Source organism: Ancylobacter pratisalsi (assembly GCF_010669125.1).
Lineage (GTDB): Bacteria > Pseudomonadota > Alphaproteobacteria > Rhizobiales > Xanthobacteraceae > Ancylobacter > Ancylobacter pratisalsi.
Genome location: NZ_CP048630.1, coordinates 794,907 through 816,584, shown reverse-complemented (window position 1 = coordinate 816,584; position 21,678 = coordinate 794,907). Strand labels below are relative to the sequence as shown.

Annotated in this window: 23 protein-coding genes and 1 tRNA gene; 10 read left to right on the top strand and 14 right to left on the bottom strand. The window is 60.8% G+C overall.

The features are described from left to right. Positions 1-571 precede the first annotated feature (571 nt). Positions 572-645 (top strand) — tRNA-Gln (locus G3A50_RS04085). Positions 646-1,182: 537 nt separating this feature from the next. Here G3A50_RS04085 and G3A50_RS04080 read toward each other — a convergent pair. From G3A50_RS04080 to mdcA, 8 genes are all read right to left on the bottom strand, one after another. Next, the gene (locus tag G3A50_RS04080; protein ID WP_163074067.1) at positions 1,183-1,569 is read right to left on the bottom strand and encodes a hypothetical protein; all 387 of its coding nucleotides are present in this window, start codon (positions 1,567-1,569) and stop codon (positions 1,183-1,185) included. A gap of 566 nt (positions 1,570-2,135) precedes the next feature. Further along, complete coding sequence (locus G3A50_RS04075) at positions 2,136-3,074, bottom strand: ACP S-malonyltransferase (RefSeq protein WP_163074066.1); 939 nt, start codon at positions 3,072-3,074, stop codon at positions 2,136-2,138. Beyond that, on the bottom strand, positions 3,065-3,937 hold the full coding sequence (mdcB, locus tag G3A50_RS04070; protein ID WP_163074065.1) for a triphosphoribosyl-dephospho-CoA synthase MdcB: 873 nt from the start codon (positions 3,935-3,937) through the stop codon (positions 3,065-3,067). The genes G3A50_RS04075 and mdcB overlap by 10 nt, the downstream gene beginning before the upstream one ends. Before the next feature lie 5 nt (positions 3,938-3,942). Further along, entirely contained in the window at positions 3,943-4,599 is a 657-nt protein-coding gene (gene mdcG, locus G3A50_RS04065) for a malonate decarboxylase holo-[acyl-carrier-protein] synthase (protein WP_163074064.1), read from the bottom strand. 4 nt (positions 4,600-4,603) lie between these two features. Then, complete coding sequence (locus G3A50_RS04060; RefSeq protein ID WP_163074063.1) at positions 4,604-5,323, bottom strand: biotin-independent malonate decarboxylase subunit gamma; 720 nt, start codon at positions 5,321-5,323, stop codon at positions 4,604-4,606. Further along, on the bottom strand, positions 5,320-6,216 hold the full coding sequence (locus tag G3A50_RS04055; RefSeq protein ID WP_163074062.1) for a biotin-independent malonate decarboxylase subunit beta: 897 nt from the start codon (positions 6,214-6,216) through the stop codon (positions 5,320-5,322). The genes G3A50_RS04060 and G3A50_RS04055 overlap by 4 nt, the downstream gene beginning before the upstream one ends. Further along, positions 6,213-6,530 carry a malonate decarboxylase acyl carrier protein gene (mdcC, locus tag G3A50_RS04050; RefSeq protein WP_163074061.1) on the bottom strand — a complete coding sequence of 106 codons (318 nt, stop codon included), beginning with the start codon at positions 6,528-6,530 and terminating at the stop codon, positions 6,213-6,215. Before mdcC ends, G3A50_RS04055 begins: the two co-directional genes overlap by 4 nt. Before the next feature lie 8 nt (positions 6,531-6,538). Beyond that, complete coding sequence (gene mdcA / locus G3A50_RS04045) at positions 6,539-8,197, bottom strand: malonate decarboxylase subunit alpha (RefSeq protein ID WP_163074060.1); 1,659 nt, start codon at positions 8,195-8,197, stop codon at positions 6,539-6,541. Between the two features lie 285 nt (positions 8,198-8,482). Here mdcA and G3A50_RS04040 point away from each other — a divergent pair, with 285 nt between their 5' ends. From G3A50_RS04040 to G3A50_RS04015, 6 genes are all read left to right on the top strand, one after another. Continuing rightward, the gene (locus tag G3A50_RS04040; protein WP_163074059.1) at positions 8,483-9,466 is read left to right on the top strand and encodes a Bug family tripartite tricarboxylate transporter substrate binding protein; all 984 of its coding nucleotides are present in this window, start codon (positions 8,483-8,485) and stop codon (positions 9,464-9,466) included. A gap of 63 nt (positions 9,467-9,529) precedes the next feature. Continuing rightward, a complete protein-coding gene (locus G3A50_RS04035) occupies positions 9,530-10,027 on the top strand; it encodes a tripartite tricarboxylate transporter TctB family protein (RefSeq protein WP_163074058.1) in 498 nt (165 codons plus the stop codon). An 11-nt stretch (positions 10,028-10,038) separates the two neighbouring features. Then, on the top strand, positions 10,039-11,553 hold the full coding sequence (locus G3A50_RS04030; protein WP_163074057.1) for a tripartite tricarboxylate transporter permease: 1,515 nt from the start codon (positions 10,039-10,041) through the stop codon (positions 11,551-11,553). Positions 11,554-11,719: 166 nt separating this feature from the next. Continuing rightward, a complete protein-coding gene (locus tag G3A50_RS04025) occupies positions 11,720-12,016 on the top strand; it encodes a DUF6166 domain-containing protein (RefSeq protein WP_163074056.1) in 297 nt (98 codons plus the stop codon). Between the two features lie 5 nt (positions 12,017-12,021). Then, positions 12,022-12,792 carry an alpha/beta fold hydrolase gene (locus tag G3A50_RS04020; protein WP_163074055.1) on the top strand — a complete coding sequence of 257 codons (771 nt, stop codon included), beginning with the start codon at positions 12,022-12,024 and terminating at the stop codon, positions 12,790-12,792. A gap of 85 nt (positions 12,793-12,877) precedes the next feature. Then, positions 12,878-13,612 carry a GntR family transcriptional regulator gene (locus tag G3A50_RS04015; protein WP_163074054.1) on the top strand — a complete coding sequence of 245 codons (735 nt, stop codon included), beginning with the start codon at positions 12,878-12,880 and terminating at the stop codon, positions 13,610-13,612. A gap of 26 nt (positions 13,613-13,638) precedes the next feature. Here the strand turns inward: G3A50_RS04015 and G3A50_RS04010 are convergent, their stop codons facing one another. From G3A50_RS04010 to G3A50_RS03990, 5 genes are read right to left on the bottom strand one after another with little or no spacing between them, the layout of a single operon-like run. Next, positions 13,639-14,370 (bottom strand): ABC transporter ATP-binding protein, encoded by a 732-nt coding sequence (locus G3A50_RS04010; protein WP_163074053.1) that lies wholly within the window; start codon positions 14,368-14,370, stop codon positions 13,639-13,641. Then, positions 14,364-15,200 (bottom strand): ABC transporter ATP-binding protein, encoded by an 837-nt coding sequence (locus G3A50_RS04005; protein ID WP_163074052.1) that lies wholly within the window; start codon positions 15,198-15,200, stop codon positions 14,364-14,366. Before G3A50_RS04005 ends, G3A50_RS04010 begins: the two co-directional genes overlap by 7 nt. A 3-nt stretch (positions 15,201-15,203) precedes the next feature. Then, positions 15,204-16,220, bottom strand: coding sequence for a branched-chain amino acid ABC transporter permease (locus G3A50_RS04000; RefSeq protein WP_163074051.1), 1,017 nt, complete (start codon positions 16,218-16,220; stop codon positions 15,204-15,206). Continuing rightward, on the bottom strand, positions 16,217-17,080 hold the full coding sequence (locus tag G3A50_RS03995; protein ID WP_246252110.1) for a branched-chain amino acid ABC transporter permease: 864 nt from the start codon (positions 17,078-17,080) through the stop codon (positions 16,217-16,219). The genes G3A50_RS04000 and G3A50_RS03995 overlap by 4 nt, the downstream gene beginning before the upstream one ends. A 30-nt stretch (positions 17,081-17,110) precedes the next feature. Next, positions 17,111-18,460: an ABC transporter substrate-binding protein gene (locus tag G3A50_RS03990; RefSeq protein WP_246252108.1), complete on the bottom strand. Its 1,350-nt coding sequence runs from the start codon at positions 18,458-18,460 to the stop codon at positions 17,111-17,113. 225 nt (positions 18,461-18,685) lie between these two features. Here G3A50_RS03990 and G3A50_RS03985 point away from each other — a divergent pair, with 225 nt between their 5' ends. Then, positions 18,686-19,045 carry an antibiotic biosynthesis monooxygenase family protein gene (locus G3A50_RS03985; RefSeq protein WP_163074049.1) on the top strand — a complete coding sequence of 120 codons (360 nt, stop codon included), beginning with the start codon at positions 18,686-18,688 and terminating at the stop codon, positions 19,043-19,045. 10 nt (positions 19,046-19,055) lie between these two features. On the opposite strand, the gene G3A50_RS03980 is transcribed toward G3A50_RS03985, so the two are convergent. Then, positions 19,056-20,165: a Zn-dependent alcohol dehydrogenase gene (locus G3A50_RS03980; protein WP_163074048.1), complete on the bottom strand. Its 1,110-nt coding sequence runs from the start codon at positions 20,163-20,165 to the stop codon at positions 19,056-19,058. 217 nt (positions 20,166-20,382) lie between these two features. Between G3A50_RS03980 and G3A50_RS03975 the strand changes: the two genes are divergently transcribed. After that, complete coding sequence (locus G3A50_RS03975; protein WP_163074047.1) at positions 20,383-21,174, top strand: sterol desaturase family protein; 792 nt, start codon at positions 20,383-20,385, stop codon at positions 21,172-21,174. A gap of 61 nt (positions 21,175-21,235) precedes the next feature. Next, entirely contained in the window at positions 21,236-21,631 is a 396-nt protein-coding gene (locus tag G3A50_RS03970; RefSeq protein ID WP_163074046.1) for a hypothetical protein, read from the top strand. Positions 21,632-21,678: the final 47 nt, after the last annotated feature.

Sequence of the window (21,678 nt, the reverse complement as noted above, 5' to 3'; positions counted from 1 at the left end):
GCGAATATAGAGATAATGATGCGCTGCAAAAGCGTGAATGCTGCATGACAGCATTGAAGTTTGCGCATGAGGTTTTTGAACGGGGAACTAGGAGAAAGGTAAAATAGTAGCTTTTATCGGCTAAATTCGCGCTAAACTCGGCCATCTGGGCGTCCAGACAAACAGTAGAGGTAATTAAGTAAGGCAGAGCGTCCGTTCTGCCATGTCCTGGGCGCGGTGGTAAGGGGTCGCATTTCTGGCTCTCGACCAAAGGGCAAGCAAGTGGTCTCTCATCGGCGGCTTGCTACGGTCTTTGAGCCGCTCTCCGGCGCGACCGCTGGCTACGTGGTTCTGTGTTTGCGCGTCCATGCAGACCGCAGCAGTCCCGGTGCCAGCCAGCCGGCGTCCTCGGGCCTTTCGCTTGCGTGCCCGAGATGCGAGGCTTTGGATAAGCGGTAGGACAGAGGCAAGGGAGGGCTAGACCGCGGCGGCATGAGGCGCTATAGACCCCGCCACTGCCGCCGGACGCAGCGTGGATTCACACAATCCCCGCCAACCGGCCCCGAAAGGCGCTACCTAGCAGGCGCTTCGGTGGGGGATAGTTTAACGGTAGAACTGCGGACTCTGACTCCGTTAGTCCAGGTTCGAATCCTGGTCCCCCAGCCAATTTCTTTGAATCACTGATTAAATGATCTAGCTCCCTGGCACCCCCACAGGTGTTCCCACGCTCACGCCAAGCCTCTGGCTTGGTGGGCGATTGTCTTGCCATTTGCGGGGCGGGGTGCGGGCTTCCGAATGGCCCGCCTGATCAGATGGGGTGTTGCGGCTGATTTTGGTAGCGCTCACTCTGAACTGAGACATCCTTCACGACACAAGGGCAGAACCTGTCCCACGAGATCGCGACTACGCCGCATCCCTGTTCGTAATGCCAGCTGTCATCGGGATAGTGTTGGTCGCTTCGTGTTCTTAGGTGTCAAAACCGGGAACGAGGAGAGCGCCAACGTGCAAAAGAAGTCTTGGCCTCTTTCGATGTCACGTCAGGAGTTGCGGGGCGTGGTCCGGTCGTTCGGGCGGCAGAACATGTTCCTCGTCACGTCGCTTCTCGGGATGATGTCGCAGGGAAACCCAGGATACGTGCCGACTGGTTCCAAACGGTGAAGCAACAGGGCTCTGAGACGAAGTGAGAGCGCTGCCTCAGGGGCTTCAGCGTTTGCGCCCGTATTCGCTGTCCATCCACCTGTCGGTCTTTTCCATGCGGTCAAACACAAAGGCTACGGCGCGTGCCGTCGGTACCGTTGGACCCTGTTCCCAAACGTCTCCGTGGTCGAAGCCCATCATGATTGTGTAGTTGGGCTTCAGCTTTCCGAAGATACTCCGCTTGCGAAGCGACTTCACGACGACAAAGGCCATCTGGAGTCTGTCGGAGACGAGGTAGCAAAGGCCTTCAGCCGGTTCATACTTGGCTGCCAGCTTCGGCACGATAGCAGGCACTGCGTGCTGGATTGTAGCAAGGTCCGACGCCTCATAAGGCAGTCGTTCAAGATGCCGGGCGGCGCTCAGCATTTCCGCAGGTGTGAGCTTCTCGCCCATCGTTTCCATCCCCCGAGATTTCTCTTGCCGGCGTTCTAAAGCGATGCCGGAGGTGAGGGTAGGGGGTGCGCTGAAAGAACGCGGAAGGCTCATGGTCGAGCTGAAACCGGTCAATGATGAGGCCCAAGCTCGGCCCTCAAGTTTGCGCAGGTACTCGAGCGCAGATCACCGATCACAATTCGCAATCATATCTCATCGAATCAAGACAGCGTGAAACTCATCGGAGCAAGGCACCGGCGCGAAGCGGCGGTCGGCATTGTCTCGAGCATGAAAGGATGCGTTGCGATGTTGGTCGCGATGGATGCGCAGTATCCTGAGGAGGTTCGGATAATTCGTTGAAAGTACCTTTGTCCGCATTTGGATAAGAAGACGCGCGGACTACGCTCAGTTCTTGCCAAGCGTTTCTTTAGCTGGAGCCGGTCTTTCCGTCACATCGGGACTCGTCATGACAAACACCCTGATGAACTCATCCCCGTAATCACGTCCATTACTGCGAGAATCCGGCGCCAGTGTCGACGAGCCGTGTGTCTGGGGCATAGCCGGTCGCCGCTTGAGTCCAATGGAATTCAACCCGCGAGATTGCGCGCCTGCGCAGCGAGCCACTTTGATGGACCGGCGGCGCTACGGAAATCCTCAAAGGCCCGAACCGGTACCCCTGGCAGCAAGTCGGCTGCGAGACGGGTGAGACTGTGGCCGGGACCGATCTCCAACGCACACGTGGCGCCACGCTCGCCCGCGAGTTGCAGACATCTGCTGAAGTCCAGCGTTTTCCAGAGCTGTTCGGAAAGGGCCGTCACGGCATCTTCGCGATTCTTGATCAACCGCCCATCGACACCTGACAGCACCGGAATTCGCGCGGGTTGCCATTGAGTGCGCGCCAGCGCCGCAGCAAAGACGGGCCCCGCATCGGCAATGAAGGGCGTGTGTGCTGCTATTCGTACGGCGAGGCGTTTCACATTGCGCGCACCCTTTGCCTCTAGCGTCGGCTCGAATCTATCCAAGGCCTCGACGGGACCACCGAGAACGACATGATCCGGGCCATTGATGATGGCGACGGCCAGCCCGCCTTCTATCGCGAGTGTCTGAATGGTAGCGATGGGGATACCGATCACGGCCAGCATGCCTTGTGCATGCCGGCCTGATCGGCAGGCGTCATCCATGCAGCTGACGCGCTCCTCGATGAGATCGAACGCAGCCGTGGCATCGAGCGCGCCCGCACAGGCATTCGCGGCAATTTCCCCGACGCTGTAACCTACGCATATGTCGCCCACTTCCGCGCCCAGGATTGCGTGGACGGCGAGGCAATGTGCGGTGATCAGGATCTGCGCAACGCGGTTATCGGCATAATCCAAGCGGTCGGCGGAGGTGCCCATGCACCGTAAATCGACGCCGAGTCGATCGGCAGCGGTGTCGAGGACCTGTTGCGCGGCCGGCTCGTCTATCAGCCGGTTAAACATGGCCGGGTGCTGGGTGCCCTGGCCGGGGCAAAGCAGCATCACGCCCATGGGCGGACCGGATCATGGGCGATCAGCCCACCCTCCGCCGCTAGGAAAAGCGTGGCGATGAGCAGATCTGCCGAGCCGCCCGGACTGAGGCGGCGGGCCACAAACCGGTGGTGCAAGGTTACGGCTCTCTCCCGGCCTCCGGGGGCAAGCATGCCGCCGGTGGCCAGAAAATCCTCCGCGAGCGCGCGCGCTCGCGCCAGCCCATCGACGCCGGCGCGGTAGAGCAGATTATTGTCGTCGAGCACGGCCATGCCTGAATAGAACGCCTGAAGCGCGGCAAGTTCCCACGAGCCGCTCTGGTCGTAAGCTGCACGGAATGCCGGCAGAGTGTGGAACACCACGGTTGGGAAGCCGCTCGCGGCTTCTTCACGGGCGCCGGGCGCTCCGTACCGGGCACGAACTTGCGCCCCGTGGCTGGTATCATGCTGCGTACGGCTTTCCAGAATTGGACGTCCCCAACGTTCCACCGTGCGGCATATTCGCAAGGGATCCCGGACGCCCGGTAATGATCGGCAAAGTCCCGCCGCGGCGGCCAGCAGTCCTAGCGAGAAGATGGCGCCGCGATGGGTGTTGGTGCCTCCGGTGGCTGCAAACATGCGCCGCTCGGCTCTCATGCCAATAGCCCTGAGAATGGCAAAATCGGCACCGTCTGCGCCGGCTCGCGCCATCTCGCCGAAATAGCCTGTCAGCGCATCCGCGCTACGTCGGAAGGTGTCGGCATCCATGTCCTCATGACTGCCTGTGTCGACAATGCTGACGAGCCCAGCCTTGGGATAAAGCCGAACTTCCGTATGAAGGGCCCAGATCGCACGGCGATCGATCTCTTCGCACGCTTTCGTCGACAATACGGGGGTGGCAAGCATTGCTCTCATGCCACTGGTTCCCGCCGGAGCCCGGCCAGAAGGGGGGCTGATGCAACAAGGATGAGTGTGTCTCGCCCTCGCAATAGTACCTCGCCGGGCGAGGTGAGCAGTTCCCGCCATGCCAGTGCGCGATCCGGTGCAACGACCAGTTCACCGTCTAAACGTGGAGAGGCGTCCATAGCCATGGTGCGGAAGACATCCAACGCGGCATCGATATCAAAGCGTAGGTCCGGCTCGATAAGCAGGTCGATATCGGACGCGGGATGGAGGTAAATCTCTCCGGTCAGGTGCTGCCAGCCCAGGGAGCCATAAACACGCGCGTGAGCTCCGCATGCCTCCAGCAGCAAAGTGGTTTCCGCGAGCACTTCCCTCATGCTCTCCGGAGCTGCCGAAGTGGCGGCAGCGATTGAAGGAAAGCGACCGCGCCGCACAATGGCATCGAGCGGCGCCTGAAGCACGAGACGGCGGCGGCCGAGACGTTGCGGCAGAGGAATGCCGAGCGCGACTGTGGGCACCTCACCACGCAGTGTGTCGTCGCGGCGGACCACTGCGGGATGGCCGGTGTGGATCCAGCAGTCTACATGTTCGCGCATGTCGCCTGGTACTTCCAGGACCGGCAGTGCATCCGGGTCCAGCCAGACGAGATCATGCCGTGCGAACACCGGCTCAGGCCTCGGCGCCAGCACGCACGCGCCGTGCGACATCCAGCGCCGCCATGCGTCCGCCGCGCTCGTGGCCAAGCTGGCGACGGTCGTCGTTGGGTTTGGTCAGTTTGGATAGTTCAGCCCGCAAATGACCAGCAAGGTCGCCCGACCAAACGCCGGCAAGGGCACCAACCCGCATGAAATTTTCTACGCTGGGACCCAGGACGGGCGATGTCGCGCAGAGCTCGGTCAATCGATCCAGGGGTATCTTGGTAACGCGCGCCATGGCTCCCAAAGCCATCACCCGCACCTCAGCAGCGGGCAGCGCGTAGCAGGCATCAGTTGACATACCAAGCGCCATGAAGCCGGCACTGACGGCCAGTTCGTTGACCAGGCCAATAACGCGATGGCCACGTTGGCGCGCCGCATAAAGACATTTGGTGAGATGCGCGATGCAGCCATTGTTGCCCATCAACTCGTCCCAACGTCCCAGTCGGTGGCCGCTATTGTCGACGATGATGAGGATCGGCCGGGCAGGCTTGTCGTGCATGATGTCAAGCACGCACCGTGCCATGGCGAGCGCAACATCTGCGCCGATATACGCGCGGTCTGCCGTACCAATGATGCTGACGGTATACCCGTCGAGCCTGCCTTCACCGGTCACGAGATCGCCGGCGCGCACGAACTCGGCCTCATCGAACATCTCTTCGATCAGGTGCTCGGTGGAGGACTGCTCGGTCATCGGCCTTCTCCTTCGAGGGTATCGACGAGGGCGTTGAATTCGTTCGTTTCAATGTCCGAGACGCGGTCTGGATCATTCACGCCAAGTCGAGCCCATACGTCACGTGCATCGCCTACGTCGCGGAAGCGCAACAGCCGGTCGGCAAGCCGTGCGTGCTCTGCCTCCAAGGCATCGAGGTCCATCGATCGGCTGTCTCCGATGTGATTGGCGATAGCATCGCGAAACGCGGTCATGTCGTCGCGCACGAGAGTGTCGATCTCCCCGATCAGTCGGCGATGCTTGGCGCCCATCGTGCGCCACACCAACGCCCTGTCGCGCGCATCGAATTCTTCGATGCCATCCACCTCCTCGATCACCTCCGGGCCAGAGATCGAGAGGCGCCCCTCCTCGCTGGCGACGATCACATCGCAGGAGCGGGCCACGATGGAGGTGCCGCCATAGCAACCGTTCCGTCCGCCAATGGCAGCGATCAGGGCGATGCCGGCGGTGCGGGCGTCGAATATCGCGCGTTGAATTTCGCCCATGGCAATCAACCCGGCATTGGCCTCTTGAAGCCGTACGCCACCGCTGTCGAGCAGTAGCACCACAGCGGCCGGCCGGATGTCGAGCGCACGTTCGATCAATCCGGCGAGCTTGGCGCCGTGAACTTCGCCAATGGCGCCCCCCATAAACCCGCCTTCCTGCGCCGCGATCAGCACCTGGCGGCTGTCGATGCGACCCTCACCGACGACGATGCCGTCATCGAATGCTACCGGCATGCCGAGCCCTGGAAGATGCGGACTGGTTTGCCGCGCCTTGGGGCCGCAGTATTCGCGGAAGGTGCCGGCATCTAGAATGCCCGCCAGCCGTGAGCGAGCGCTAGCCTCGAGATAACTGTGGCGGGGAGGTATCATCGCTGTTTTCCGAGATTGGCCAACGCCTGATCGAGCCGCAGCGCTACAACAGCGGGTGTGGCACCACCGTCATTGATCGAGACCCTGATATTGCCCAGGCGATGACGCGCGACAAAATCGGTGAGGACGCTTTCCCAGGTCTCACGGAAGCCATTGATGGAGGTGTCTATGGCGACGAGACATGCTCCGCCGAGATCGACCTGCTCGATCATGACCTCGAGATTGCCAGAGCCCACGACGCCGACAAGGACTTCACCATCGCTCGCGACCGGCGCATCGGGACGGCCGGCGAAGCGGAATTCCAGACGCTCCATGTCGTCTCCTACCAGTTTCGAAAGCGCGCTGGCGGTGCGTAGAGCCCGTCAGACCAGCGAACGAGATCTTTGATGGAACGGGCGGCGAGCAGATCGCGGCTTGCGAGCCGCTTATCTACCCCGATGTCCTCCGGATACAGGATCGCGCCACGTTCACGCAGCTTCTCGACCATGTGACGATCACGGGCGCGGCCTACGGCCGTATAGCCGGCGACACCGCGGATTGCCTGCGCGCGTTCCGCGAGCGTGTCACAGAGAAGCAGGTTGGCGATGCCTTCCTCAGTGACGATGTGCGTCAGGTCGTCACCGTAGACCATTACCGGTGGTAGCGGCATGTTGAAGGTGTCCATCAATTCCCAGGCATCCAGCTTTTCGACGAAGGTCGATGACAGCCCTTCGCGGAAGGTCTCGACCATCTGGACCACCAGCTTGCGACCCCTCGGCATGCCGCCGCGATGGGCCTCGCGCCCGGCCTGAAGCCAGGCGGGGCTGCCATGACGACGTCCGCGCGATTCCGAGCCGAAATTTGGGGCGCCGCCGAAGCCGGTGATGCGGGCGAGTGTCGCGGTTGATGAATTGCCCTCGAGGTCGACCTGCAACGTGGAGCCGATGAAGAGATCGGCATAGTGGCCAGCAAGTTGGCAAAAGATTCGGTTGGACCGCATCGAGCCGTCGCGCCCGGTAAAGAACACATCTGAGCGCTCGGCAACATAGCGCTCCATGCCGAGCTCCGAGCCTGCGCAATGAATAGTCTCGACGAACCCGGACTCGATCGCGGGTATGAGCGTCGGGCAGGGGTTCACCGACATATAACGGCAGATCTTGCCGCGCAGGCCGAGTTCTTCAGCATAGGTAGGCAGGATCAGCTCCACCGCCGCCGTATCGAAGCCGATGCCGTGATTAAGACGGGAGACGCCATATTTTTCATAGATACCGCGGACCACCATCATCGCCATCAGTACCTGGATGTCTGTGATGGCGGCAGGATCGCGGGTGAAGATCGGCTCGATATAATGAGGAGTGGGCGCCTCTACGACAAAGCTCACCCAATCCCCCGGCACGTCGACGCGGGGCAGCTTGTCAACGATGCGATTGACCTGGGCGATGAGGACACCGGACTTGAACGCCGTCGCCTCGACAATGGCCGGCGTGTCTTCGGTGTTAGGGCCCGTGTAGAGATTTCCATCTCGGTCTGCTGCCTCCGCCGCGATAAGGCTGACGCGTGGGGTCAGGTCCGTGAAATAGCGGCTGTAGAGCTCCAGATAGGTATGAATCGCTCCGACCTGGACCTTTCCGTCGGCGACGAGTTGCGCAAGTCGTAGCCCCTGCGGGCCCGCGTAACAGAAGTCGAGGCGCCGCGCGATGCCGCTCTCGAATATGTCGAGATGAGCCGCCAGTGCGATGTTCGATTGCACGACATGCAGGTCATGCACGCGGGCTGGAGAGACTGAGGCCAGGGCCTTTGCCAGGAAGTCGGCGTGCTTCTGGTTGTTGCCCTCAATACAGATGCGGTCCTGCGGCTCGATCACCGCTTCCAGCAACTCGGCGGCACGTTCCGGCGCGACGACCTTGCCATCGGCGAGTGTACCGCCGCGCAGCATCCGGGCGTCGTAATTCCGGGCGAGTAAATTCCAGCCCGCGCCAGGCGGGCGAAGCGAAGCATCCATCGTACGGCAATTCAGCGATGCGGGTAGCTGCAGCATTCGCAGCGGCGAACGAGCTTCGAAAAACCAGCCGGCATGGAAGTCTCCCTGAGATGCTTCTTGTATGTCACAAATATGAAAGCGCCCAAGTGATGTTGGCGTGGCGCTCCTGTTATTTTCTGCATGGTAGCGCGCGGCGCGACTGCTCCGCAACTAGCATATGCAAAATATACTAGTTGAACATCATGAGAATTTGAACTACCACGATTCCAAGGTGCGGAAACACGCGCCAATTTGGAGGAGCCGACCATGAAAACACTGACCCTTGCGGGGGCAGCGTTGCTGCTCTCGACCTTCGCTGCGTCCGCGTGGGAGCCGACCAAATCCGTGGAGATCATCGTCCCGTTCGGGCCTGGTGGCGCGTCCGATCAGATGGCCCGCACGATCCAGGCCATTATCCAGAAGCACGGCCTGTCCAAGGAATCGTTCATCGTCGTGAACAAGCCTGCCGCGACTGGCGGCGAAGCGATGATGGACATCAAGAAGTCTCTGGGTGACCCGCACAAGCTGCTCACCACATCGAGCACGATCTACATGACACCGCTGGCGACCAAGTTGCCTGTCAGCTGGCACGACTTCACGCCCGTCTCGATGCTCGCTCAGGACGAGTTCGCCCTCTGGGTGAACAATGAATCGCCCTACAAGACGCTCCCGGACCTGGCGGCGGCGGCCAAGGCAGCGAGCCCGCCCCTCAAGATCGGTGGCGGCGGCTCCAAGCGCGAGGACGAACTCATCTCCTTCGGTGTGTTCTCCGAACTGAAGACGCCGATCTCCTACATCCCCTACAAGAGCGGCGGCGAGGCCTCGACCCAGCTCGCCGGCAATCACATCGCGGCGGAAACCAACAATCCGTCAGAGGATGTTGCCAATTGGCGTGCAGGCCTCACGCGGCCACTCTGTGTACTGTCGCCCCAGCGCATGAACTACAAGAACAAGATCACCGCCGACATGTCGTGGAACGATGTGCCGACCTGCGGCGAGCAGGGACTGAATTTCACCTACAACATGCTGCGCGGCTTGTTCATGCCCGGCAACGTCACGCCGGAGCAGCAGGCTTACTATGTCGATCTGATGAAGAAGGTCTCCGAAACGCCGGAGTGGAAGGAGTATCTTGAGCGCAACGCGCTGCTCCCCGACTTCCGCTCCGGTCAGGCCTATGTCGACTTCCTCACCGCCGATGAGGCCAAGCACAAGGACCTTATGGCGAAGGCCGGCTTCCTGTCGATGAACTGAACCCTTCACCGAGCGCGGCGGCCTGCCCATGGGGCGGCCGTCGTATTCCGTCAGGAGTGCCGCATGTCATCCTTCGACCCCTATGAGATCGAGCCTGGGCTGTCGCGCCGCCTGGCCGAGTGCTCCGTGGCCGTTATTCTCTTCGCCATTTCCATTGGTGTTCTGTGGGACAGCTATCGGCGAGGTGCCGGCTGGAGTGGCGGGCCGCAGAGCGGCTTCTTTCCCGCGCGCGTCGCGTGGATTTTGCTCGCGGCCTCGATGGCCGTTTTCTATCAGGGACTGCGAGCGTCAAAGCGTGTGCTGGTTACTTGGGCGCAGCTGCGCCAGGTGGGACAGGTCTTTCTTCCGCTCACCGTCTATGTTCTCGCCATTGGCTACCTTGGCATTTATGTCGCTTCGGCAATCTTTATCGGCGGTTTCATGGCCGTGTTCGGCAAGTTTCGCTGGTGGGCAATCGTTGCCGCCTCGGTGATGATCCCGTTGGTGACGTTCTGGACTTTCGAGCGTCAGTTCCAGGTTCCGCTGCCTAAAGGGCCGCTCGAAATCATGCTCGGCTACTGAGGAGCTATCAGATGGAAAACATCAGCCTGCTTCTCGAGGGCTTTCAGGTCGCACTCACCTGGCACAACATCGCATTCATGTTCCTGGGCGTATTGCTCGGCATCGTCGTCGGCGTACTCCCAGGTTTGGGAGGACCGAACGGCGTCGCGATTCTGTTGCCACTGACCTTCGGCATGGATCCGACGAGCGCAATCATCCTGCTCACGTCGATCTATTGGGGCGCGCTGTTCGGCGGGGCCATCACTGCTGTGCTGTTCAACATTCCAGGCGAGCCGTGGTCTGTCGCCACCACCTTCGACGGCTACCCGATGGCACAGCAGGGGCGTGCCGGCGAGGCACTGACCGCGGCCTTCACCGCTTCCTTCGTCGGAGCGATTGCCGGCGTGGTGCTGATCACGTTCCTCGCGCCGCTTGTCGCGAAATTCGCGCTGCGTTTTGGGCCTGCAGAGTTCTTCGCGGTGTTCTTTCTCACCTTTTGCAGTTTCATTGGCATGGGAAAGGAGAACAAGGCGAAGATCGTCGTGTCATTGTCGCTTGGCTTCCTGCTGGCCGCTGTTGGCATCGACACCATCTCCGGCGACATGCGGATGACCTTTGGCGTCGGCGAGTTGATGAGCGGATTCGATTTCCTGGTCGTCGTCATTGGTATGTTCGGCGTGTCGGAAATTCTCCTGACGCTGGAAGAGGGCCTCGAGTTCAAGGGGAAGAAGGCGCGCATAGATCCGATCGTGGTCTTCCGTACCTGGATGCAGATGCCGCTCTATTTCATGACGTTCGTGCGATCGTGCCTTGCCGGAATCTGGCTCGGCATCTCACCGGGCGGCGCGGTGGCGGCTTCCTTCATGGGGTACGGTCTCGCCAAACGCTTTTCCAAGAGAGGCAAGAATTTTGGTAACGGCGAGATCGAGGGCGTCATTGCGCCTGAAACGGCGGCCCATGCTGCCGGCACTTCCGCTCTCCTTCCGATGCTCGCTCTGGGCATTCCGGGTTCGGCGACCGCGGCCGTGCTGTTGGGTGGGTTGATGATATGGGGCCTGCAGCCCGGCCCCCTGCTGTTTGTCGAGCAGAAGGACTTCGTCTGGGGCCTGATCGCCTCGATGTATCTTGGTAACATTGTGGGGCTGTTTGTGGTTCTGGCCACGGTGCCGCTGTTCGCTTCGATCATGCGCATACCGTTCGCGTTGATCGCGCCGGTCATCCTCATGGTCTGTGCAATCGGGGCCTTCACCGTTGCCAATTCCAGCTTCGACATCTGGCTGATGCTGATCTTCGGCGCGGTAGGGTACGCCTTCAAAAAGCTCGACTATCCGCTCGCGCCCATGGTGTTGGCTTTGGTGCTGGGCGACCGCGCAGAGGATGCCTTCCGTCAGGCGCTGATAGGATCGGCGGGCGACCTGTCCGTGTTCATGGACAATGGTCTTGTTGCTTCGCTGATGATCATCGCCTTCGCGCTCCTGCTGTGGAGTCCTGTTAGCGATCTGATCGGAAAGCTCCTGCGCCGTCCGGTCGTTGCTGCCGGGGAATGACGACAGCATTCGGCGGCGCCCCGTAAGCGGGTGACGTCCGTATTTCCAGCAAATGTCCGACCTCGTTGATGGCGCGCTGATGCGGGACAGGCCACCTTCGAAACCAGTTGCCAGACATTAGATGAACATTTAATATGTTAGCTGTCGGCGAAAAATGGGTAGCATCATGAAGACTTATCGCGGAGACAGGACCATCGATGGTGTCGCGGTTACGGTCGATGGCAGGCCTTTGCCTGATCGTACGGACATCAAGGATATCAGTCGGGACGGCTTCGAGTGGAGCTATGAGGGGAGCGCTCCGGCGCAGCTGGCGCTCGCCATTCTGGTAGACCATTTCGGTTCGGCGACTCCAGCCCTGCAGGGATATGAGCGATTCATGCGCGACGTAGTCGCCAATTTCGGCAATGAATGGGAATTTACCAGCGCCGACATAGATGCCGCTCTGGCGGCTTGTGCGGCCTGAGTTCAATGGCTTTCGTCGCTACGCATGACGGCGCGCTGGAATGGATCGATGCCAATCCCGGTGCGGACCCGGCAGGAGGGTCATTCATTCTCTTGCATGGCATCCAGGGTACGGCATCGGCTTGGAGCGATGTAGCTAACCGCCTGACTGATAAGCTCGGCACCAAGCGGTCGGTCATCGTGCCGAACCTGCGTGGGCGGGGAGCTTCCCTGGCGCCGGACCTGCCTGCGGCCTATGGCCTCGACGAGTTTTCGGACGACCTGCGTGCGATAGTCCAGATGGCTCCCAAGCCCGTGACGCTTGTCGGATGGAGCATGGGCGTACTTGTCTCGCTTGCTTATCTCGCCCGCTACGGGGAGCTTGGGCTCGATGGCCTCGTGCTGGCGAGTGGGACGTCTCATGTGGGCGACGAGGCAGTATGGTTTCATTCCGACACTCTCACAGGATTGGCGGCGGAAGCCCGCGAACGGGCGGAGCGGCTGGCCCTCGCGTCCTATGCCTCGCCATCGGCCGTGGCGGGCGCCTGGGCCTCGGTGCGCGCGGCGGATCTGCGCCCTGTACTTCCTAATATCTCGCTGCCGACCCTCGTGCTGCATGGTGATCTCGACGATCAGTGTCCATTGGAACACAGCCGGCGCATCGCTTCAGCCATTCCGGGAGCTGCATTGGAAATTTGGCCGGGGAGTGGGCATAATCTCATGGCCGACGATCCGCAGCGTCTGGTCGATACGATCCTGCGTTTTTATGCCGCTGTGCAAGCAGATATCTTTACTTAGAATCAGTGATATCTCAGTTATGCTTTCATGAATCACACGCTTCCGATGGATCTTGTCGGCCACCATTCTCCCGCCTGGAGTTACCATGCCCCCAATCGGCACCAAGCGCGCGACCGCAACGTCAGCAAAGAAGTCGCCGCCTGGCACCAAGTCCCGGCGTGCCGAGAAGGTGGCGGAGATCGAGGACGTCACCCTGACGGACCGTGCGTATCGCCTGTTGGAGGAACTGATTTCGACTCTCCAGCTCCCGCCTGGCACAGTTCTGTCCGAACTCACCCTGGCGCAGCGGCTTAATATCGGTCGGACACCCATTCGCGAAGCCTTGCAGCGCCTCGCCCGCGACGGGCTGGTCGTTGTATTGCCGCGTCGCGGCGTACTGGTTTCCGAGATCAACCTGCGCACCCAGCTTCGATTGCTCGAGACCCGACGTGTGCTGGAGCGGCTGATGGCGGAACTGGCAGCCGAGCGCGCCAGCGACGAGGAGTGCGAAATCTTCGCCAAGGTTGCCGAAGGCATGCGTGAGGCGGCACAGCGCTCCGACGGCATTGAGTTCATGCGTCTGGACCGCAAGCTTAACCTCATGATCTCGGAGGCCTCGCGCAATGAATTTGCGAGCCGCTCCATGGGGCTCATGCACGCGCTGTCTCGCCGGTTCTGGTACCAGCACTACAAGCGCGTCGCGGATCTGCCGCTGGCCGCAAACCTGCACTCCGATCTGGCCGCGGCTATCGCACAGCGCGATGGCAAGCGTGCCGCCGCAGCGTCCGACAGGTTGATCGACTACATCGAGTCCTTCGCCCGCAAGACTCTCGACGACTGATCATCGACTCCGGTGGGAAGATGCCGTCAGGCATGGGCGATCTCGCCAACGTCGATCTCGCCGGCGATGACGCGCATTACGGCCCGGTCGCGGCGCGCTTGCTCCAGCGTGCCGGTGAAAATCATCTCGCCGCGTTCAAGCACATAAAGCCGATCGACATATTCCGGCACATGGTGGACGTTTGATTCCGCCATTAGCACAGCCTCGCCCATGGCTCGGATCGAGGCCACGCCCTCCGATATAATCGGGATGATCGCCGGCGACAGCCCCTCGAACGGCTCGTCGAGTAGCAGCAGGCTCGGATCAAGAGCCAGCGCTCGCGCAACCGATACCATCTTGCGCTCGCCGCCCGAAAGCTGCGCTCCACCGCGCGTCAGATACTGCCGCAGCTTGGGAAACACGTTCAACGAACGTTCGACGCGGGCCTCTTCGGAAAGCGTCGACGGGCGAGTCCACGTCGGCAAGGCGATGTTCTCGGCGACACTCAGATCGGCATAGACGTCGGATTCCTCAGGTGAATAACCAATGCCGAGTTGCGCGATCTTGTAGGTCTGCAGGCCGACGAGTTCCTGCCCCTTGAAACTGATCGAGCCGGCCACCGGCTGACGATAGCCCATGATCGAGCGAAAGGTGGTCGTCTTGCCGGCGCCGTTGCGCCCGATCAGGCAGACCAGTTCGCCGGGCCCTACGGTAAGGTCCAGACCATTGAGGACACGGCTGCCGCCAATATCGACCTTGAGACCGGAGATCTTCAGCATGCGACACTCCCATTGATCGGGGCGGTCTGGGCGGAGAAGGCAGTAGCCTCGCCGGGTGACTTGGCCTTCATCTGCGGGGGGCGTGTACCCACCACCGCTGCGATGAGGGCCGGATCCTTGAAGAAAGCTTCCGGCTTTTCGTCGGCGAGTACCGCTCCCGCTTGCAAGGCGATGATGCGGTCGGAGTAGCGGGCGACGAGATCCATGTCGTGCTCGACCTGGATGATGGCGCGCACCCCGGCCTTTCGACAGGCCGCGATCAGCAGTTCCATGATGGCGTGCTTGTCACCCGTGGAGACACCCGATGTCGGTTCGTCGATCAGAATGAGCTCCGGCTTCAGGGCGAAGGCGCTGGCGACATCCAGCAGCTTCTTCTCACCCTGCGAGAGAGCCGATGCCTGCTGGTCGAGGCGATGGCGCAGATTGAAGATATCCGCGATCTCCGCCACCGCTTGATTGATCTCACGGTCCCGACCGAGACTACGGAACGGGTTGCCGATGCGCTTCAGTCGCGAGGCGGCCGCCACCGCCAGTGTTTCCCGCACCGTCAGCGCGGGAAAGATGTTCACCAGTTGGAAGCCCCGCGCCATGCCGCGCCGGGCAAGTTCGACCGGGCCAATGCCGCCAATGTCGGTGCCGTGAAACTCGACCCGCCCGGAGGTCGGTTTGAGCAGGCCGGTCAGCACATTCACCAGCGTGCTCTTGCCGGCACCATTTGGGCCTACGATGGAGATGAACTCGCCATCGGCGATGGAGAGCGAGACATTTTTCAGCGCATGGAAGGCGCCGTAGCTCTTGCAGACGGATTGCGCTGCGAGAAGTGCGGACATGATTCAGCTCCCCCGCTTGAAGCGACTAAGGACAGTGGAGGCGATGCCGGACAGACCGCCGGGAAAGAAGATGACCAGGATGATAAGCACACTGCCCATGACGAAGCGCCAGTATTGGGTTTGCGACATCACCGCATCCTGCAGCATCACGAAGGCAAGACTGCCCACCACTGGACCGGCAAATGCCCCCGAGCCGCCCAGAACTGCCATAAAGACGAGATTTCCGGACTGGGTCCAATAGACGATCTCGGGATCGGCAAGGCCGACAGTGATAGCCAGGATAGCCCCGCCGATGCCGCCATAAATGCCGGAGATGACGAAGGCGGCGAGGCGCATCCGTGTGACACGCACGCCTAGATAGGAGGCCTTCTGCGCATTCTCGCGGATCGCCTGCAGATGGAGCCCGAATGGCGACTGCACGATGCGCCACATGACCAGGCCCAATACCGCGAGCAATCCGAGCGCGTAATAATAGAAGGGCCCGGTGAGGAAAGCTGTCTTTCCACCTTCCCCTTCCATGCCGAACAACAGCGGGCGCAGCACGCGCATGCCCTGGTCGCCGCCCGTGAGACCGTAGAATTTGTACAGAATCGAATGGAACAGCATGCCAAAGGCCAAAGTCAGCATGCCGAAGAAGATGCGGGTATAGCGCACGCATAGGAAGCCAACTGGGATCGCAACAATAGTCGCGGCGGCGATCGATGCGAGCAAGATCAACTCGAACGACAAGATGCCGAGCTTCGAAGTCATCACCGCCGCCGTATAGGCGCCAATGCCGAGGAACATGGCGTGGCCGAACGACAGTAGGCCGGTATAGCCAAACAGCAGATTGAACCCGAGCAGCGCGATCGCGAGCCCGAAGAACGGTACCATCAGCGTCAGGGTGTAGGTGGATGCAAAGAACGGCAACCCTGCCATCGCGACAAGGATCACAAGGAACGCCCAAAGGCCGGAATTCCAGGTGGCGGGGGGAGCGGCGGCGGGTACCGCGGCGCTCTCAACAATATGGGGTGCGCTCATGCCACAGCCTTTCCGAACAGGCCGGCTGGACGCAGGATCAGCGCCAGAATGACGACCAGGTAGATCGACAGGATTTCCGCTTCCGGCAGCACCATGATTGCCACCGCGCGAATAAGGCCGACGATCAACGCGCCAGCTATCGCCCCGCGCATCGAACCGAGTCCGCCAATAACGACGACCGCGAACGCCTCGACTACGAGTTCCACCGCCATTTCAAGTGACGCCGCCGACGCCGGCACCACCAGCGCGCCGCCGACCGTGCCAAGCATGCAGCCGACCGTGAAGACGGCGGCGAATACCCGGTTGGAGTTCACCCCCAGCCCTTCGGACATTTCGCGGTTTTCGGCGGTGGCGCGAATAATGCGCCCGGTGCGCGTGCGCTGCAGGAACAGGCCGAGCGTTACCGCAATCGCAATGCTGGCGGCGATCACCAGCAAATTATAGGTCGGCACACGTACGCCGAGAACTTCCGCCGTTCCATAGGCGAGATAGGCGTTGTCCAGCGTGCGTGGTGTGGCTCCCCAGAAGAAACGGAGCACATCCTGGAACACCAACAGCAGGCCGAAGGTCAGCAATAGCTGATGGCTTTCGTCGCGCCGGTACACCGTGCGCAGCAGCCGTTCGACCGGCAGGCCGACCAGGCCGATAGCGAGGCCCGCGAGCAATAGCACCGGCAGGAACGCCACACCCGGCAGGCCCAGTGATGTGGCGATGGAAACCGACGTGATCGCGAAATATGCACCAAGGGCATAGAACGAGCCGCAGGCAAGGTTCACGATTTTCTGGACACCGAACACCAATTGAAGTCCGGCAGCGACGAGAAACAGGACGGCGGCGTGGAATACGCCGCCGAGCATCATGTCGACGAAGACATTCATGACCGTCGCCCTTTAAACTGGCAGCTTCGACGTCTTCAGCCACTCCCAGAAGTCCATACCGGGCGGCTTCTGCAGCTGATCGGCGGTGAAGGAATCGACGGTCTTGAGCGTCGGGAAGTCGAACGAGTTATCGTTGGTCGACAGGCCTTGGTAAAAGGTCTGTTCTGCGATCTTGTCGACACGGAATCGGGCTGGGCCTCCGAGGCTCTGGATTTCCTGCTTCGGTATCGCGTCGATCACCTCGTCAAGCTTCGGCCAACGGCCGGTCGCCTTCTGCGCCGCCTCTACACCGGCCTTGTAGGCGGCGAGAGCGAAATATGCGCGGTCGGCCTCCCAGTTCGGGGCTTCCTTGAAACGGCCCATATAGTCGTCGACGAAGGCTTTCTGCAGCGGAGAGGCTGTCGGCAGCGCGAAATAGAGCGTGTTGTGCCCGAATACGATGTTCTCGGGCATAAAGCTCTTCTTGAGCTGATTGATCTGCCAGCCAGCAGCAGGCAGGGCGAGATTGACGCCCTCGAAAAGTCCGGCAGCGCTGCCCTGCTTCATGAATACGGGCAGGTCCGCGAACAGCATCGAGGAGAAGATGAAGTCGGGCTTGGCCGCCTTCAATGCAGCGACATGTGAGGTGAGGTCCATGGTCCCGACCTTCGGCCACTGCTCGGCTACCATCTCGGCCTCGACGCCGGCTCGTTTCAGGATCTGGCGGAAGGCCTCCCAATTATTGCGGCCGTACGAGTAGTCAGGGTTGATTCCGGCGATGCGAGTGATCTTGCCGGGGAAGTACTTCACGGCGAGCAGAGAGGACATCACCGCTTCGCACTCATTGTCGGTCGAGCGGAATACGTAACGTGCGTTCGGCATCGCCTCCTTCACGCCGTCCTGTGTGGTGCCATCCCACATAATGAGCAGTGCACCTTCCTCCTCGGCGACCGGAGCGACGCCCATGCTCACGCCGGTGGAAATGAGGCCCTGTACGACGTCGACTTTTTCCTGCAGAACGAGGCGACGGAAGCGCTCGATGGTGTCCTTCGGTGAAGTCTCTTCCTCGATCACCAGCTCGATAGGACGCCCGCCTATGCCGCCATCCTTGTTCATGCGCTCGGCAGCCCATTGGACGGCACGTATCCCGCATTCGCCGATGGTGCCCATAGCGCCCGAACGCGGCGCCAGAATGCCTACACGCACTGGCGTGGACTGTGCGATGGCTGGCGAGAAGATGCCAGGAGCGGAAGCGGCGAGACCGGCAGCACCGATCCCCCGCATCAATGTGCGGCGGCTTATGTTCATCAGATTTCCTCCCTGCGAGTCTAACGCTCGTCCTAGGTCTGACATATCATAAATATGCAGACTGAATGTCTGCAAGCAAAATCTTGATTTAGATCAATTCGCGGTTGTTTAAATATGAGAAAACTTCATAACTTATTGAAAATTATAACCTTTTCAGGGACATCTCTTTCGCTTGTGTCACGCATGGTTAGGCGTCGATTGGATTTTCAATCTGCCATGTGATTGACATATCCATCGTCGAGCTGATCTGATTTCCATATGGTCGGCGGCGCGCTTGTCGCTATAGAGGGAGCCACTGTGATGATCGCTGTCATTTTTGAGGTGTGGCCATCGGAGGGGGAACGGCAGCGCTATCTCGACATCGCCGCCGAGTTGCGCTCCGAATTGGTGCTGGTTGATGGGTTCATTTCCATCGAGCGCTTCCAGAGCCTCAATGAACCCGAAAAGATGCTGTCACTATCGTTCTGGCGCGACGAGGACGCGGTCCAGCAATGGCGTAATCTTCCCAATCATCGACTCGCGCAAGAGAAAGGTCGCGCTGGAGTTTTCCGCGACTACCGTCTGCGCGTCGCGTCGGTGGATCGCGACTACGGTCTGACAAGGCGCGACGAGGCGCCTGGCGACAGCCGGCAGGCGCATCATCGCGCGCTGCCGGCCTAGAAGACGACGTTTAGAACATAATGACGCTACGAATGGTCTCGCCGCGCTTGAGCGCGCTGAAGCCCTCATTGATGTCATCGAGTGCCATGCGGCGGGAGATCAGCTCATCCAGCTTGAGACGTCCGTCGAGATAGGCCTTGGCCAGCATTGGAAAGTCTCGGCCCGGCCGCGCTCCACCATAAGAGGAGCGTCGGATCCGCTTCTCGCCCATCAGCGAACCCCAGCGGAACGTCACATCATTCTCTATGTCGATCTTGCCGAGCCAGATTACTTCGCCGCCCGGCCGCACGGCCTCGGTGCTGACGCGGAACGCTGGGAGGCTGCCAGCGGATTCCAGCACGACATCGGCTCCGCGTCCTTTGGTGGCGTCCCGCGCGACCTGCGCCGCATCCTCCTCGGCCGCGTTGACCAGCGTGGTGGCACCCAGAGCGGCGGCGAGGGAGAGCTTGTCGTCATTTAGGTCGACGGCGATGATGTGCTCCGCGCCCGCAAGCCGTGCACCCTGCACTGCGGCGAGCCCAACCGCGCCGCAGCCGATCACCATCACGGTGTCGCTCCGCTTGATCGAAGCAACATTCATCGCAGCGCCGGCCCCGGTCATTATCCCGCATCCGATCAGGCAGGCGCGGTCGAAGGGAATCTCGTGTGGGACCGGGATCGCCTGCTGGTCCGACACGATGCAGTATTCTCCAAACGCCCCAAGAAACATCATCTGCCGCAATGGCCGGCCGTCCGTCAGCCGCGCACTTGGCCCGCCGTGGAACGGCATCGCCTTCGATCCCTGTTCGAGATAGGCCTCGCAGAGGATCGGCAAGGTGCGGTCGCAATAGAAGCAGCCGCCACAATGCGGATTCCATGACAGCACGACATGGTCTCCTACCTTCACGCCGCGCGCCTGCTGGCCGACCTGCTCAACGATACCGGCTGCCTCGTGCCCCAGCACGATCGGCATGGGAAAACGCAATCCACCCTCGATGACCTCGAGGTCCGTGTGGCACAGGCCCGCGGCCTTGATCCGCACCAGCACGTCGTTAGGACGCAGCGGCTCAGCGGTTACCGTCTCGATCGACAATGGCTGCTGCACGCCATGAAGAACCGCCGCCCTGTAACTCAAACTCATTGAATGCTCCCTGGGACGCCGGCGGCTGGGTGGCCGGCGACCGTGATTGACATATTAACGGGACATCAATCGGCAATTCGATGCCTCCGGCGCGGGCTGGGGCATTAAGGCGCTTGCCAACTAATGTAACGCTGATATGTTAGATGCATTCTATCAATAGGGCAAATGCGCGGCCCGCGCGCCGGCCCGAGATAACCGCCCGACGAAGGAGGAAGACATGGAACTAACCGTCAGTCCCATGACCGAACGGCAGAGGAAATATCGCTCCACGTATCGGGAGCGCGTGGCTGGCTGGTACAATGGGTGGCTGCATATCGCCGTCATTTATACGATCGGCTTCACAGCTCTCTATGTGTACATCTCAAACCTGAATTCAGTTCAGTGGTGGGAGTGGCTGGTCGTTCCCACCGTGTTTTTGTTCTGCAATTTCTTCGAATGGGCGCTGCATCGCTATGTGATGCATCGCCCCTCACGCATTCCGCTGCTGCGCGCGGTCTATAATCGCCACACGCTGATGCATCACCAGTTCTTCACCGAAGAAGAGATGCGTTTTGCCGACCATCACGACTGGCGCGTCACTTTCTTCCCTCCATATGCGCTGGTGACCTTCACGCTGATGTCGATCCCCGGCGCCGTCGTGTTGTCCTATCTGGTCTCGGCCAACGTGGCGTGGCTGTTCATCATCACCACGACGTCTGTCTATCTGCTCTACGAGTTCATGCATTTCTGCACGCACATCGACGAGAACTGGTTCGTGCGCAACGTGCCGTTTATCAACACCATTCGTCGCCACCATGCGGCCCATCACAATCAGTCGATCATGATGGAGCGCAACATGAACCTCACCTTTCCGGTGATGGACTGGCTGTTCGGCACGTCGGATCTCAATCGGGGCCTGCTTGGTCATCTCTTCAACGGGTACGACACCCGCTACGTGAAGCAGGACATGCGCAAGACCTCGCGCACTCCCAAGCCGCAATCCTCAATGGCGCAGCAGCCGGCTGAATGAAGAGGCACGAAACGGCGGACTTCGCCTCGCCGCCGGCCTCCCAGCTTCAAGGAATCCCGTGATGAGTGCCATAGAGCCCAATATCATCTCCCTGCTTTGGTTCACCCTGTTCTCGACGCTGTGCTGCATTGGCTTCCTCGCCTTGTCGGGCTCGTTCCCGCTCAATGTTGCGCGGGAGCGGGGCAGGTCCTCCAACGCAGCGCTGGCAATCTTCAATGTCGGGCTGATGGCGATCTTGGCCGCGCTGACGCTTGCCTACGGCTATGTCGAGCTACGCATATCAAGCGTCATCGTAATCACGGGACTGGCCATTCTTTTTGCCCCAGCCTCGTTCGAGATATGGCCGGAGCGCTGGCGGGACGGACGCGGCGTTCTCGCTACCTTGCTTGTCTTGCAGGTCGTCGCCATCGCCGCGCTGTGTCAGGTCGGCGGCAACCTGCTTGCCCCCATTAGCTGACGGAGCGCCCCATGTGCGACCGACGCCGCAGCCCAAAAACAGGAGCC